At 53.5% G+C, this 14,855-nt stretch carries 9 protein-coding genes, 6 tRNA genes and 3 rRNA genes; 16 read left to right on the plus strand and 2 right to left on the minus strand.

Going from position 1 to position 14,855, the window contains the following annotated elements; translation table 11 throughout:
• Positions 1-39: 39 nt before the first annotated feature.
• The gene (locus HKK53_RS23785; RefSeq protein WP_169372835.1) at positions 40-1,131 is read right to left on the minus strand and encodes an anhydro-N-acetylmuramic acid kinase; all 1,092 of its coding nucleotides are present in this window, start codon (positions 1,129-1,131) and stop codon (positions 40-42) included.
• A 2-nt stretch (positions 1,132-1,133) separates the two neighbouring features.
• Positions 1,134-2,552, minus strand: a complete 1,419-nt coding sequence (locus HKK53_RS23790; RefSeq protein ID WP_169372836.1) for a peptidoglycan DD-metalloendopeptidase family protein — start codon at positions 2,550-2,552, stop codon at positions 1,134-1,136.
• 211 nt (positions 2,553-2,763) lie between these two features.
• On the opposite strand from HKK53_RS23790, the gene tyrS reads away from it, so the two are divergent.
• From tyrS to nusG, 16 genes are all read left to right on the plus strand, one after another.
• Entirely contained in the window at positions 2,764-3,963 is a 1,200-nt protein-coding gene (gene tyrS / locus HKK53_RS23795; RefSeq protein WP_169372837.1) for a tyrosine--tRNA ligase, read from the plus strand.
• A gap of 552 nt (positions 3,964-4,515) precedes the next feature.
• Positions 4,516-6,054 (plus strand): 16S ribosomal RNA (locus HKK53_RS23800).
• Between the two features lie 83 nt (positions 6,055-6,137).
• Positions 6,138-6,214, plus strand: a tRNA-Ile gene (locus HKK53_RS23805).
• 34 nt (positions 6,215-6,248) lie between these two features.
• Positions 6,249-6,324 (plus strand) — tRNA-Ala (locus tag HKK53_RS23810).
• Between the two features lie 234 nt (positions 6,325-6,558).
• Positions 6,559-9,448: ribosomal RNA gene (locus HKK53_RS23815) — 23S ribosomal RNA — on the plus strand.
• Between the two features lie 158 nt (positions 9,449-9,606).
• Positions 9,607-9,722: ribosomal RNA gene (gene rrf, locus HKK53_RS23820) — 5S ribosomal RNA — on the plus strand.
• The 16S, 23S and 5S rRNA genes sit together here with 2 tRNA genes alongside, the layout of an rRNA operon.
• A 136-nt stretch (positions 9,723-9,858) precedes the next feature.
• On the plus strand, positions 9,859-10,818 hold the full coding sequence (gene birA / locus HKK53_RS23825) for a bifunctional biotin--[acetyl-CoA-carboxylase] ligase/biotin operon repressor BirA (RefSeq protein ID WP_169372838.1): 960 nt from the start codon (positions 9,859-9,861) through the stop codon (positions 10,816-10,818).
• Positions 10,808-11,557, plus strand: coding sequence for a pantothenate kinase (locus HKK53_RS23830; protein ID WP_169372839.1), 750 nt, complete (start codon positions 10,808-10,810; stop codon positions 11,555-11,557). The genes birA and HKK53_RS23830 overlap by 11 nt, the downstream gene beginning before the upstream one ends.
• 7 nt (positions 11,558-11,564) lie before the next feature.
• Entirely contained in the window at positions 11,565-12,005 is a 441-nt protein-coding gene (locus HKK53_RS23835; protein WP_169372840.1) for a hypothetical protein, read from the plus strand.
• A 142-nt stretch (positions 12,006-12,147) separates the two neighbouring features.
• Positions 12,148-12,232, plus strand: a tRNA-Tyr gene (locus tag HKK53_RS23840).
• Between the two features lie 24 nt (positions 12,233-12,256).
• Positions 12,257-12,330, plus strand: a tRNA-Gly gene (locus HKK53_RS23845).
• A gap of 26 nt (positions 12,331-12,356) precedes the next feature.
• A tRNA-Thr gene (locus HKK53_RS23850) sits at positions 12,357-12,432 on the plus strand.
• Positions 12,433-12,516: 84 nt separating this feature from the next.
• Entirely contained in the window at positions 12,517-13,710 is a 1,194-nt protein-coding gene (tuf, locus tag HKK53_RS23855; RefSeq protein ID WP_007896619.1) for an elongation factor Tu, read from the plus strand.
• A 53-nt stretch (positions 13,711-13,763) separates the two neighbouring features.
• A tRNA-Trp gene (locus HKK53_RS23860) sits at positions 13,764-13,839 on the plus strand.
• A 45-nt stretch (positions 13,840-13,884) separates the two neighbouring features.
• On the plus strand, positions 13,885-14,253 hold the full coding sequence (gene secE, locus HKK53_RS23865) for a preprotein translocase subunit SecE (RefSeq protein ID WP_008145488.1): 369 nt from the start codon (positions 13,885-13,887) through the stop codon (positions 14,251-14,253).
• Positions 14,254-14,262: 9 nt separating this feature from the next.
• Positions 14,263-14,796, plus strand: a complete 534-nt coding sequence (gene nusG / locus HKK53_RS23870; RefSeq protein ID WP_007896622.1) for a transcription termination/antitermination protein NusG — start codon at positions 14,263-14,265, stop codon at positions 14,794-14,796.
• Positions 14,797-14,855: the final 59 nt, after the last annotated feature.

A 14,855-nucleotide genomic window follows, 5' to 3' on the forward strand; every position in this document is an offset into this window, starting at 1 on the left:
CAGGGTTTCACAGTTCTGCGGCGTTTTGCTGTCTGTGATTCAAGCGGGGTAGATGGCGCCGAGGATGCGCAAGCCGCGGGCACCGGTGACGCTGGGGCGGTTGGCAGCGATGCCTTCGAGGCAGCAATGGGCCAGCCAGGCGAAGGCCATCGCTTCGACCCAGTCCGGGTCTACGCCATAAGCCATCGTGCTGCTGACCTTGGCATTTGGCAGCAAGCTCGCTAAACGGGCCATTAGTGTGGCGTTATGCGCGCCGCCGCCGCAGACCAGCAACTCCCGGGTTTCCGACTGCGCACTTTGCAGTGACTCGACGATAGTCAGGGCGGTCAATTCGAGCAGGGTCGCCTGCACGTCTTCAGGCGCGAAGACGGGCAAGTGCGACAGATGCTGTATTAGCCAGGGCAGGTTGAACACTTCGCGGCCGGTGCTCTTGGGGCCTTTGGTCACGAAGAATGGATCGCTGAGTAGCTCGTTTAGCAGAGTTGGCTCAACCTTGCCGCTGGCTGCCCATTGGCCGTCACGATCAAAATTATCGCCACGTTGCTGGTGAATCCAGGCGTCCAGCAGGACATTCCCCGGGCCGCAGTCGAAACCGGCGACAGGTTTACCAGGCTCAATCAGGCTGAGATTGCTGAAACCGCCGACATTCAATACAGCGCGGTTACCTGGTCGTTCTTCAAACAAGGCTTCGTGGAAGGCGGGGACCAGTGGTGCCCCCTGGCCACCGGCGGCGACGTCGCGGCTGCGGAAATCACCGACGACGGTGATGCCTGTCAACTCGGTCAGCAGGGCAGGGTTGCCGATTTGTACAGTGAACCCGCGTGCCGGTTCGTGGCGAATGGTCTGGCCATGGCTGCCAATCGCGCGAATGTCTTCGGCTTTCAGGTTTTGTTGATCAAGGAGGGTGTGAATGCCCTGTGCCGCCAGTGTCACCCAGTTCTGCTGGGCAATGGCGGAGCGGGCAATCTCGTCCGGACCACTGGCGCACAAGCCAAGCAGCTCGGCGCGCAGGGATTCAGGCATGGGAATGTAGTGCGTGGCGATCAGTTTGATCGCCGAGGTTTGCTCGATCAGCGCAATGTCCAGGCCATCGAGGCTGGTCCCGGACATCACGCCTATATAGAGCGCCATACTTAGCGTTTGCTCGACGCGAGCATGGTGGCCTTCTCTTGGTCCATCCGAGCCATCAACGGCTGGCTTTGCGCGAGGAACCGCGAGCGCTCGCCTTTGGCAATCGGGTCAGCCATCGGCAATTTCTGACCCAGTGGATCGACGTGCACGCCATTAACCTGGAATTCATAGTGCAAGTGCGGGCCGGTGGACAGGCCGGTGGTGCCGATGTAGCCGATCACCTGGCCTTGTTTGACGCTGCCGCCAGTCTGCACGCCTTTGGCGAAACCTTGCATGTGGCCGTACAACGTACGGTAGGTGTTGCCGTGCTGGATGATGATGGTGTTGCCATAACCGCCGCGGCGACCGGCCAGCAAGACTTTGCCGTCGCCGGTAGCCTTGATCGGCGTACCGCGTGGTGCTGCGTAATCGACACCTTTGTGCGCGCGGATCTTGTTCAGGATCGGGTGCTTGCGGCCCATGGAGAATTTCGAGCTGATGCGGGCGAAGTCTACCGGCGTACGGATGAATGCTTTGCGCATGCTGTTGCCGTCGGCCGTGTAATAGCTGCTGTTGCCTTGTTTGTTGATGTAACGCACGGCGGTGTAGGTCTTGCCGCGGTTGGTGAAGCGTGCGGACAGGATCGGGCCGGTACCGACAGCCTTGCCGTTGACGACTTTCTGTTCGTAGATCACATCGAATTCGTCACCCTGGCGAATGTCCTGGGCGAAGTCGACGTCGTAGCCAAACACGCTGGCCATGTCCATGGTCAGGCTGTGGGACAGGCCGGCGCGGGCAGCGGACTGCGACAGTGAGCTATTGATCACGCCGTGAACATAGGCAGAGCGCACGGTCGGTTTGGCGGTAATTCGGTTGAACACATAACCCTTGTCATTCTTGGTCAGGGTGATGCTTTCGAGGTCGCTGACCTTGCTGTGCAGGTTGGTCAACTGGCCTTCAGGGTTCAGTTCGAATTCGAGCTTCTGGCCATGCTTGAGTTGGCTGAACTGCTTGGCTTGCTTGTCGCTGGCCAGGATTTCATGCACCGAGGCGGCTGGCAGGCCGACCTTTGCAAACAGGGTAGAGAGGGTGTCGCCTTTGCCAACAATGACTTCTTTATGGTTGGGTGCTTTCTTGGGTTCGACCGCTGGCACAGGGGCGGCCTGAGCGGTTTCCTTGGTGTCTTCGGCGCTGTCTTCGATCTGCGCGAAAGGGGAGGCTGCCGGTTCATTTGTGGCTTGAACGGCCTCGGCAGCGTCTTGATCTTGTGTCAGTTGTTCAGCAGGACTTTCCAGTTCAAGGCTCAGGGTCGTCTTTTTGGCTTCAACATCACTGGAAGGGAATACCAGGAGTGCCAGGCTGAGAAGAGCGGCGATCCCACTTGCGGCGAGCAGGTGGGTCTTCGGGTAAAGCGGCGGCGCTTTAGACGGTTCTGTGGTCATAGGTAATTTTTGACTTTGAGAAGATGAATTGGAAAAGATGAATGACATGATGAAGATGAAATAACTGTATAAAATATAACCAAATCATCTCTGAAGCAAGCCTGCGGATGCTCCGTCCGTGGATTGGCGTGCGTGCGCTGGGCAAAACTTGTATTTGGTGCGCGATCTTGTATGGTTGGTTCCCTTTGAATCTGAGCCTTGCGGGTCTGTTATGAAGTCGGTTGAAGAGCAGCTAGCGCTGATCAAACGTGGTGCAGAAGAACTGTTGGTCGAGTCCGAGTTGATCGAAAAGCTCAAGCGTGGCCAGCCGCTACGTATTAAGGCGGGCTTCGATCCGACCGCGCCAGATTTGCACCTGGGCCATACGGTGCTTATTAATAAGCTGCGTCAGTTCCAGGAGCTGGGCCACCAGGTGATCTTCCTTATAGGAGACTTCACCGGGATGATCGGCGATCCGAGTGGCAAGAGTGCCACCCGCCCTCCGCTGACCCGCGAGCAGGTGCTCGAGAATGCCGAGACCTACAAGACTCAGGTTTTCAAGATCCTTGATCCGGCCAAAACCGAAGTGGCGTTCAACTCCACCTGGATGGATCAGATGGGGCCCGCCGACTTCATTCGCCTGACTTCGCAGTACACCGTGGCTCGTATGCTTGAGCGCGATGACTTCGACAAGCGCTACACCACCAATCAGCCGATCGCGATTCACGAGTTTCTCTATCCGCTGGTTCAGGGTTATGACTCGGTTGCCTTGCGCGCGGATGTCGAGCTGGGCGGTACTGATCAGAAATTCAACCTGCTGATGGGGCGTGAGCTGCAGCGTGGTTATGGTCAGGAGCCTCAGTGCATTCTGACCATGCCGTTGCTCGAAGGTCTGGACGGCGTGAAGAAGATGTCCAAGTCGCTGGGCAACTACGTCGGTATTCAGGAAGCGCCGGGTGTCATGTACAGCAAGCTGGTTTCTATTCCGGATGTGCTGATGTGGCGCTATTTCGAATTGCTCAGCTTCCGTTCCATGGATGAGATCAATGCGTTTCGTGCTGATGTCGAGGCAGGCGCCAATCCGCGGGACATCAAAATCAAGCTCGCCGAAGAGATCGTTGCGCGCTTTCATGGTGAAGAGGCTGCGGCCAATGCTCACCGTGCGGCGGGTAACCGTATGAAGGAAGGCGAGCTGCCAGATGATCTGCCAGAGATCGAGCTGACTGCTGCTGAAGATATGCCGATTGCTGCTGTCCTTAATAAGGCAGGCCTGGTGAAGAACTCAGCAGTGGCGCGCGACCTCCTGAATTCGGGTGGCGTGCGTATAGATGGTGAGGTTGTCGATCGCACCTTTATATACGTACTGGGCGCGACCCATGTTTGTCAGGCTGGGAAGAAGGCATTTGCGCGTATTACGCTCAAATCCGAATAAAGCTGAAATCAGTGCTTGACGGCAGATTCTGGAAGTCTATAATTCGCCCCACTTCCGGCGCAGTCGAAACGGAAAACTCCTTGGTAAACAAAGAGTTACGCGGTTTTCGACAGCGAGTTGCTTCAGGTCATCGAAGCCCAGAAGGAGTTGGTTGAGCGGCGTTGTTTGGCTTGATTGACGGTTCGATCTTCTCGGTCGAAAGCGGAACAAAAGAGGTGTTGACAGCAGCGAGTAACGCTGTAGAATTCGCCTCCCGCTAACGAGAGATCGGAAGCGCAAGTGGTTGAAGTTGCAAAGGAAACTTTGAAAACTTCTGAAAATAACCGCTTGACAGTAACTGGCGCTGCTGTAGAATGCGCGCCTCGGTTGAGACGAAAGATCTTAACCCACCGCTCTTTAACAACTGAATCAAGCAATTCGTGTGGGTGCTTGTGGCGTCAGACTGATAGTCAACAAGATTATCAGCGTCACAAGTTACTCCGCGAGAAATCAAAGATGTAACCAACGATTGCTGAGCCAAGTTTAGGGTTTCTTAAAAACCCAAAGATGTTTGAACTGAAGAGTTTGATCATGGCTCAGATTGAACGCTGGCGGCAGGCCTAACACATGCAAGTCGAGCGGCAGCACGGGTACTTGTACTTGGTGGCGAGCGGCGGACGGGTGAGTAATGCCTAGGAATCTGCCTGGTAGTGGGGGATAACGCTCGGAAACGGACGCTAATACCGCATACGTCCTACGGGAGAAAGCAGGGGACCTTCGGGCCTTGCGCTATCAGATGAGCCTAGGTCGGATTAGCTAGTTGGTGAGGTAATGGCTCACCAAGGCGACGATCCGTAACTGGTCTGAGAGGATGATCAGTCACACTGGAACTGAGACACGGTCCAGACTCCTACGGGAGGCAGCAGTGGGGAATATTGGACAATGGGCGAAAGCCTGATCCAGCCATGCCGCGTGTGTGAAGAAGGTCTTCGGATTGTAAAGCACTTTAAGTTGGGAGGAAGGGCATTTACCTAATACGTAAGTGTTTTGACGTTACCGACAGAATAAGCACCGGCTAACTCTGTGCCAGCAGCCGCGGTAATACAGAGGGTGCAAGCGTTAATCGGAATTACTGGGCGTAAAGCGCGCGTAGGTGGTTCGTTAAGTTGGATGTGAAATCCCCGGGCTCAACCTGGGAACTGCATTCAAAACTGTCGAGCTAGAGTATGGTAGAGGGTGGTGGAATTTCCTGTGTAGCGGTGAAATGCGTAGATATAGGAAGGAACACCAGTGGCGAAGGCGACCACCTGGACTGATACTGACACTGAGGTGCGAAAGCGTGGGGAGCAAACAGGATTAGATACCCTGGTAGTCCACGCCGTAAACGATGTCAACTAGCCGTTGGGAGCCTTGAGCTCTTAGTGGCGCAGCTAACGCATTAAGTTGACCGCCTGGGGAGTACGGCCGCAAGGTTAAAACTCAAATGAATTGACGGGGGCCCGCACAAGCGGTGGAGCATGTGGTTTAATTCGAAGCAACGCGAAGAACCTTACCAGGCCTTGACATCCAATGAACTTTCCAGAGATGGATTGGTGCCTTCGGGAACATTGAGACAGGTGCTGCATGGCTGTCGTCAGCTCGTGTCGTGAGATGTTGGGTTAAGTCCCGTAACGAGCGCAACCCTTGTCCTTAGTTACCAGCACGTTATGGTGGGCACTCTAAGGAGACTGCCGGTGACAAACCGGAGGAAGGTGGGGATGACGTCAAGTCATCATGGCCCTTACGGCCTGGGCTACACACGTGCTACAATGGTCGGTACAGAGGGTTGCCAAGCCGCGAGGTGGAGCTAATCCCAGAAAACCGATCGTAGTCCGGATCGCAGTCTGCAACTCGACTGCGTGAAGTCGGAATCGCTAGTAATCGCGAATCAGAATGTCGCGGTGAATACGTTCCCGGGCCTTGTACACACCGCCCGTCACACCATGGGAGTGGGTTGCACCAGAAGTAGCTAGTCTAACCTTCGGGAGGACGGTTACCACGGTGTGATTCATGACTGGGGTGAAGTCGTAACAAGGTAGCCGTAGGGGAACCTGCGGCTGGATCACCTCCTTAATCGACGACATCAGCTGCTCCATAAGTTCCCACACGAATTGCTTGATTCATTGAAGAAGACGATAAAGAAGCAGCCCGAAATTGGGTCTGTAGCTCAGTTGGTTAGAGCGCACCCCTGATAAGGGTGAGGTCGGCAGTTCGAATCTGCCCAGACCCACCAATTTTGCTTGTGTGGGAAACGCCTGTAGAAATACGGGGCCATAGCTCAGCTGGGAGAGCGCCTGCCTTGCACGCAGGAGGTCAACGGTTCGATCCCGTTTGGCTCCACCACTACTGCTTCTGTTTGTTGAAAGCTTAGAAATGAGCATTCCACCAAGACGGTGATGAATGTTGATTTCTAGTCTTTGATTAGATCGTTCTTTAAAAATTTGGGTATGTGATAGAAAGATAGACTGAACGTTACTTTCACTGGTAACGGATCAGGCTAAGGTAAAATTTGTGAGTAATTGCGAATTTTCGGCGAATGTCGTCTTCACAGTATAACCAGATTGCTTGGGGTTATATGGTCAAGTGAAGAAGCGCATACGGTGGATGCCTTGGCAGTCAGAGGCGATGAAAGACGTGGTAGCCTGCGAAAAGCTTCGGGGAGTCGGCAAACAGACTTTGATCCGGAGATGTCTGAATGGGGGAACCCACCTAACATAAGTTAGGTATCTTAAGCTGAATACATAGGCTTAAGAAGCGAACCAGGGGAACTGAAACATCTAAGTACCCTGAGGAAAAGAAATCAACCGAGATTCCCTTAGTAGTGGCGAGCGAACGGGGACTAGCCCTTAAGTGGCTTTGAGATTAGCGGAACGTTCTGGAAAGTACGGCCATAGTGGGTGATAGCCCTGTACGCGAAAATCTCTTAGTCATGAAATCGAGTAGGACGGAGCACGAGAAACTTTGTCTGAATATGGGGGGACCATCCTCCAAGGCTAAATACTACTGACTGACCGATAGTGAACTAGTACCGTGAGGGAAAGGCGAAAAGAACCCCGGAGAGGGGAGTGAAATAGATCCTGAAACCGTATGCGTACAAGCAGTGGGAGCCCACTTTGTTGGGTGACTGCGTACCTTTGTATAATGGGTCAGCGACTTATTTTCAGTGGCGAGCTTAACCGAATAGGGGAGGCGTAGCGAAAGCGAGTCTTAATAGGGCGTCTAGTCGCTGGGAATAGACCCGAAACCGGGCGATCTATCCATGGGCAGGTTGAAGGTTGGGTAACACTAACTGGAGGACCGAACCGACTACCGTTGAAAAGTTAGCGGATGACCTGTGGATCGGAGTGAAAGGCTAATCAAGCTCGGAGATAGCTGGTTCTCCTCGAAAGCTATTTAGGTAGCGCCTCATGTATCACTGTAGGGGTAGAGCACTGTTTCGGCTAGGGGGTCATCCCGACTTACCAAACCGATGCAAACTCCGAATACCTACAAGTGCCGAGCATGGGAGACACACGGCGGGTGCTAACGTCCGTCGTGAAAAGGGAAACAACCCAGACCGTCAGCTAAGGTCCCAAAGTTATGGTTAAGTGGGAAACGATGTGGGAAGGCTTAGACAGCTAGGAGGTTGGCTTAGAAGCAGCCACCCTTTAAAGAAAGCGTAATAGCTCACTAGTCGAGTCGGCCTGCGCGGAAGATGTAACGGGGCTCAAACCATACACCGAAGCTACGGGTATCACTTAGGTGATGCGGTAGAGGAGCGTTCTGTAAGCCTGTGAAGGTGAGTTGAGAAGCTTGCTGGAGGTATCAGAAGTGCGAATGCTGACATGAGTAACGACAATGGGTGTGAAAAACACCCACGCCGAAAGACCAAGGTTTCCTGCGCAACGTTAATCGACGCAGGGTTAGTCGGTCCCTAAGGCGAGGCTGAAAAGCGTAGTCGATGGAAAACAGGTTAATATTCCTGTACTTCTGGTTATTGCGATGGAGGGACGGAGAAGGCTAGGCCAGCTTGGCGTTGGTTGTCCAAGTTTAAGGTGGTAGGCTGGAATCTTAGGTAAATCCGGGATTCTAAGGCCGAGAGCTGATGACGAGTGTTCTTTTAGAACACGAAGTGGTTGATGCCATGCTTCCAAGAAAAGCTTCTAAGCTTCAGGTAACCAGGAACCGTACCCCAAACCGACACAGGTGGTTGGGTAGAGAATACCAAGGCGCTTGAGAGAACTCGGGTGAAGGAACTAGGCAAAATGGCACCGTAACTTCGGGAGAAGGTGCGCCGGTGAGGGTGAAGCATTTACTGCGTAAGCCCATGCCGGTCGAAGATACCAGGCCGCTGCGACTGTTTATTAAAAACACAGCACTCTGCAAACACGAAAGTGGACGTATAGGGTGTGACGCCTGCCCGGTGCCGGAAGGTTAATTGATGGGGTTAGCTAACGCGAAGCTCTTGATCGAAGCCCCGGTAAACGGCGGCCGTAACTATAACGGTCCTAAGGTAGCGAAATTCCTTGTCGGGTAAGTTCCGACCTGCACGAATGGCGTAACGATGGCGGCGCTGTCTCCACCCGAGACTCAGTGAAATTGAAATCGCTGTGAAGATGCAGTGTATCCGCGGCTAGACGGAAAGACCCCGTGAACCTTTACTATAGCTTTGCACTGGACTTTGAATTTGCTTGTGTAGGATAGGTGGGAGGCTTTGAAGCGTGGACGCCAGTTCGCGTGGAGCCAACCTTGAAATACCACCCTGGCAACTTTGAGGTTCTAACTCAGGTCCGTTATCCGGATCGAGGACAGTGTATGGTGGGTAGTTTGACTGGGGCGGTCTCCTCCTAAAGAGTAACGGAGGAGTACGAAGGTGCGCTCAGACCGGTCGGAAATCGGTCGTAGAGTATAAAGGCAAAAGCGCGCTTGACTGCGAGACAGACACGTCGAGCAGGTACGAAAGTAGGTCTTAGTGATCCGGTGGTTCTGTATGGAAGGGCCATCGCTCAACGGATAAAAGGTACTCCGGGGATAACAGGCTGATACCGCCCAAGAGTTCATATCGACGGCGGTGTTTGGCACCTCGATGTCGGCTCATCACATCCTGGGGCTGAAGCCGGTCCCAAGGGTATGGCTGTTCGCCATTTAAAGTGGTACGCGAGCTGGGTTTAGAACGTCGTGAGACAGTTCGGTCCCTATCTGCCGTGGACGTTTGAGATTTGAGAGGGGCTGCTCCTAGTACGAGAGGACCGGAGTGGACGAACCTCTGGTGTTCCGGTTGTCACGCCAGTGGCATTGCCGGGTAGCTATGTTCGGAATAGATAACCGCTGAAAGCATCTAAGCGGGAAACTAGCCTCAAGATGAGATCTCACTGGGACCTTGAGTCCCCTGAAGGGCCGTCGAAGACTACGACGTTGATAGGTTGGGTGTGTAAGCGCTGTGAGGCGTTGAGCTAACCAATACTAATTGCCCGTGAGGCTTGACCATATAACACCCAAGCAATTTGTGAACTCGAGAGAGACCAGATTGCGGTGTGTGAAGACGCAATGAACCGAAAGTTCGCAGCAAAAAAACACACAAATCTATCGCATACCCATTCGCTGGAGCGTGAACCTGAAAAGGCAAACGAGCTGGCTACCGAATTTCTTGACGACCATAGAGCATTGGAACCACCTGATCCCATCCCGAACTCAGCAGTGAAACGATGCATCGCCGATGGTAGTGTGGGGTTTCCCCATGTGAGAGTAGGTCATCGTCAAGATTAAATTCCGAAACCCCTATCTGCGTATGCAGGTAGGGGTTTTGTTTTGTCCGAAGAAAAATCCGCCCCGTAGGGTTTCTATGCAACGGCTCGGGGCATGGCTATCATTCGGGCCTCATTGTGAGGCGAGACTTGCATGCTGACGTTGTTAAAGCTTCTAAAGGATGGCCGATTCCATTCAGGCGAAGCCTTGGGCATTGCCCTGGGTGTCAGCCGAAGTGCTGTATGGAAGCAACTTCAGCATTTAGAGGCTGAGTTGGGGCTGTCAATTCATAAGGTGCGCGGTCGCGGTTATCAATTGGCTGCGCCATTGACGTTGCTTGATCCTGTGGAAATAGATGGCAAGTCTTCTATTTGCGGTTGGTCCGCCCATGTCTTTGATTCCATCGACTCTACTAACGCAGAGGCCTTGCGCGCTATCGAGCGGGGTCAGGCTGCGCCATTCCTGGTGCTTGCAGAGCGACAGACTGCCGGCCGCGGAAGGCGAGGTCGCAAGTGGGTGAGTCCATTTGCAGAAAACCTCTACTACAGCCTTGTGCTTCGCATAGAGGGTGGAATGCGGCAGCTGGAAGGTTTGAGTTTGGTCGTGGGGCTTGCGGTAATGCACGCCTTGCGCAAGCAGGGCGTTTCTGGGGTAGGGCTGAAATGGCCCAATGATCTTCTTGTTGGCCAGAAAAAGATCGCCGGCATACTCCTTGAGTTGGTGGGCGATCCTGCGGATGTGTGTCACGTGGTGTTGGGTGTCGGAATCAACGTAAACATGCAGGTCGCCGACGAGGTTGATCAGCAGTGGACGTCCATGTGGCTTGAGTCTGGCAGGGTCTTTGACCGCAATCTCTTGGCGGTGGAGTTGGGGTTGATGCTCCAGGCGTACTTGAATCGTCATCAGCGCGATGGATTTTCAGCTATCCATGCTGAGTGGGAGCAAAATCATCTGTGGCAAGGGCGGGCTGTCTCGTTGATTGCCGGCGTCAACCAGATAGATGGCGTTGTAATGGGTATCGATAGTCAGGGTGCCTTGCGCTTGAAGGTGGATGGAGTGGAAAAGGTCTTTAGTGGCGGTGAGCTCAGTTTGAGGTTGCGTGATGATTCTTGAGCTCGACTGCGGTAATAGCTTTATAAAGTGGCGAGTGCTCGGTGCGGACGTCCGGCTGGTGGTCGCAGAAGGTGTTGTCGATTCGGATATTGCGTTACTGGAAGGTTTGAAGCAGCTCAGCGGGTTGGCTCTGAAGCATTGTCGATTGGTAAGTGTCAGGACTGCTGAAGAGACCAGCGCCCTGACTTCCCTTTTGATTGGCGCATTTGGGGTGTCCGTTGTTTGCGCGGTGTCAGCCCGTGAAATATCCGGTGTGCGCAATGGCTATGAAGATTACGAAAGGCTTGGTCTTGATCGCTGGCTTGCGATGCTCGGTGGGTTCCACCTGGCCTCGGGTGCCTGTCTTGTATTGGATTTCGGTACGGCGGTCACTGCTGACTTTATAGCGGGCGACGGAGAGCATCTAGGGGGATTCATTTGTCCGGGAATGCCTTTGATGCGCAATCAGCTGCGCACCCACACCCGGCGAATCCGCTATGGCGATCTTGCGGCTGAGCGCGCACTTGAAAGTCTTGCTCCGGGCCGCACAACTGTCGAGGCAGTTGAGAGAGGATGTTCCTTGATGCTTCAGGGGTTTGTCCTGACTCAGCTCCAGTTGGCGCGCAGCTACTGGGGGGATGGTTTCACAGTCTTCCTTACTGGCGGTGATGCTGACCTGGTTGCCGGGATCGTACCTGATGCCAAAGTCGTTCCTGATCTGGTGTTTGTAGGTTTGGCTATGGCGTGTCCCTTGCCTTGAGGTTTTTATGCGTTGGTTGTTTCTGCTGTTGCTCGTTCTCAATGTTTTTTATTACGTCTGGCATCAACAGGAGGCGCCTCTTCGTGCGAAAGATGTGACGCCTTTGAGTCTGTATCGAGGCTCACAGCAGGACATTCGCTTGTTGAGCGAGGCGACTGACGTTGCTCGCGATAAAGGAAAGCCACTCCAGGTGGACGGTGATTGTCTCTATGTGGGAGGTTTCGCTCGGCAAGAAACTGCGCAGACAGCTGAGCGTCGGTTGAGTGGTATGGATGTCAGGGGTCAGGTATTGCCTAAGGACGGCCCTGAACTTGGAGGATTCTGGCTTCGTGTTGCCCCTGAAAGCCGGCGTTTGCTGGATGACTCGAAGTTGCAAAACCTTTCTAGAGAATTCAATGAGTTAAAACATAAAATAATGCCGTGCGAGGGGGTTGCACCCGCCGAGTAGTTTGAATAGAATGGCGCCCGCTTCGCAGTGAAGACCTTTAACGGTAAGCAGTGTGAAACGACGTCAACGCAGCTAACCTCAGGTTTTTAATGAGAAAATGCTTGACAGAAGGCTGGCATGATATAGAATGCCGGCTCGCTTAGGAGGGGTTCCCGAGCGGCCAAAGGGATCAGACTGTAAATCTGACGTCTACGACTTCGAAGGTTCGAATCCTTCCCCCTCCACCATTTTTAGCGAGAGCTGCAAGCTCCGCGGGTATAGTTTAGTGGTAGAACCTCAGCCTTCCAAGCTGATGATGCGGGTTCGATTCCCGCTACCCGCTCCAAGTTTGCAGATCCTGCAAAGTGTTGCGCTCTTGTAGCTCAGTTGGTAGAGCACACCCTTGGTAAGGGTGAGGTCAGCGGTTCAAATCCGCTCAAGAGCTCCATATAACAAGGCAGATATGAAAATATCTGCCTTTGTTTTAATGGCTGATGTTACTTGCTCAATTCTTCTGCTGGGGGTTGTTTCGATGGCTAAGGAAAAGTTCGAACGTAATAAGCCGCACGTCAACGTAGGCACCATTGGTCACGTAGACCATGGCAAAACTACTCTGACCGCAGCCCTGACCCGTGTCTGCTCCGAAGTTTTCGGTTCGGCAAAGGTCGACTTCGACAAGATCGATAGCGCCCCAGAAGAAAAAGCTCGTGGTATCACCATCAACACCGCTCACGTTGAATACGATTCGGCCGTGCGTCACTACGCACACGTTGACTGTCCAGGTCACGCCGATTATGTAAAAAACATGATCACCGGTGCTGCTCAGATGGATGGCGCGATTCTGGTTTGCTCGGCCGCTGATGGTCCGATGCCGCAAACCCGTGAGCACATCTTGCTCTCTCGCCAGGTTGGCGTTCCGTATATCGTTGTCTTCCTGAACAAGGCTGACATGGTGGATGACGCGGAGCTGCTGGAGCTGGTTGAGATGGAAGTGCGTGATCTGCTGAGCACTTATGATTTCCCAGGTGATGACACTCCGATCATCATTGGTTCTGCGCTGATGGCGTTGAACGGTCAGGACGACAATGAGATGGGCACGACTGCCGTCAAGAAGTTGGTCGAGACCCTGGATAGCTACATTCCGCAGCCTGAGCGTGCGATCGACAAGCCGTTCCTGATGCCGATCGAGGATGTGTTCTCGATCTCTGGTCGCGGTACGGTTGTGACTGGTCGTGTTGAGCGTGGCATCGTCCGCATTCAGGAAGAGGTTGAGATTGTTGGTCTTCGCGACACGGTCAAAACTACTTGCACTGGTGTAGAGATGTTCCGCAAGCTGCTCGACGAAGGTCGTGCTGGCGAGAACTGTGGTGTGCTGCTGCGCGGTACCAAGCGTGATGATGTTGAGCGTGGCCAGGTGCTGGTCAAGCCGGGTACTGTCAAGCCTCACACCAAGTTCACTGCAGAGGTTTACGTTCTGAGCAAGGAAGAAGGTGGTCGTCATACGCCGTTCTTCAAGGGTTACCGTCCACAGTTCTACTTCCGTACTACGGATGTGACCGGTAACTGCGAATTGCCAGAAGGCGTTGAAATGGTTATGCCTGGTGATAACGTTCAGATGACCGTTACGCTGATCAAAACCATTGCGATGGAAGATGGTCTTCGTTTCGCTATCCGTGAGGGCGGTCGTACCGTCGGCGCTGGTGTCGTGGCTAAAGTCATCGAGTAAGTTGTTGTAATGTCTTTTTCAGGCCGGCATAATGGTCGGCCTGATTTTGTTTTAGGTCAGTAGCTCAATTGGCAGAGCGACGGTCTCCAAAACCGTAGGTTGGGGGTTCGATTCCCTCCTGACCTGCCAGATTCACTTGGTGTGTCTGGCTTTCTTTTCACAGGATCTTCATAGATGACTCCTAAAGCTGAAGCTCAAGGCTCTCGCTTCGATCTGCTCAAGTGGCTAGTAGTAGTCGCTTTGGTGGTTGTTGGCGTTGTTGGCAATCAGTATTACTCTGCTTCGCCGATCCTGTACCGCGTGCTAGCTTTGCTCGCCATTGCTGCTGTAGCTGCCTTTGTAGGCCTGCAGACAGTCAAGGGCAAGTCTTTCTTTGTACTGGTTAAGGAAGCTCGCACCGAGATTCGTAAAGTCGTATGGCCAACTCGCCAAGAAACCACGCAGACCACGTTGATTGTTGTGGCTGTTGTTCTGGTTATGGCGTTGCTGTTGTGGGGGCTTGATTCCCTCCTCGGCTGGCTTGTTTCCTTGATTGTCGGCTAAGGGTGTCCCGTGGCTAAGCGTTGGTACGTTGTGCATGCTTACTCCGGTTACGAGAAGCATGTCATGCGCTCGTTAGTAGAGCGCGTAAAGCTGGCTGGCATGGAAGATGGCTTCGGCGAAATTCTGGTTCCCACTGAAGAAGTGGTTGAAATGCGTAATGGCCAGAAACGCAAAAGCGAGCGCAAGTTCTTCCCAGGTTATGTGCTGGTTCAGATGGACATGAATGAGGGTACTTGGCACTTGGTCAAGGATACTCCTCGGGTGATGGGTTTTATCGGCGGTACTGCTGATAAGCCTGCGCCAATCACAGATAAAGAGGCAGAAGCGATTCTGCGTCGCGTTGCTGATGGTAGCGACAAGCCGAAGCCGAAGACACTCTTCGAGCCAGGCGAATCGGTACGTGTCAACGATGGGCCGTTTGCTGATTTCACTGGCACGGTCGAAGAAGTTAACTACGAAAAGAGCCGGATCCAAGTGGCAGTGCTCATTTTCGGTCGCTCTACTCCGGTAGAGCTGGAGTTTAGCCAGGTCGAAAAGGTCTAGCTGAACAAGCATCCCAACCCCGCAGCCTAGGCTGTGGGGTTTTGTCGTCACTGGGATAA

The sequence above is a fragment of the Pseudomonas sp. ADAK7 genome, assembly GCF_012935675.1.
Taxonomy (GTDB): domain Bacteria; phylum Pseudomonadota; class Gammaproteobacteria; order Pseudomonadales; family Pseudomonadaceae; genus Aquipseudomonas.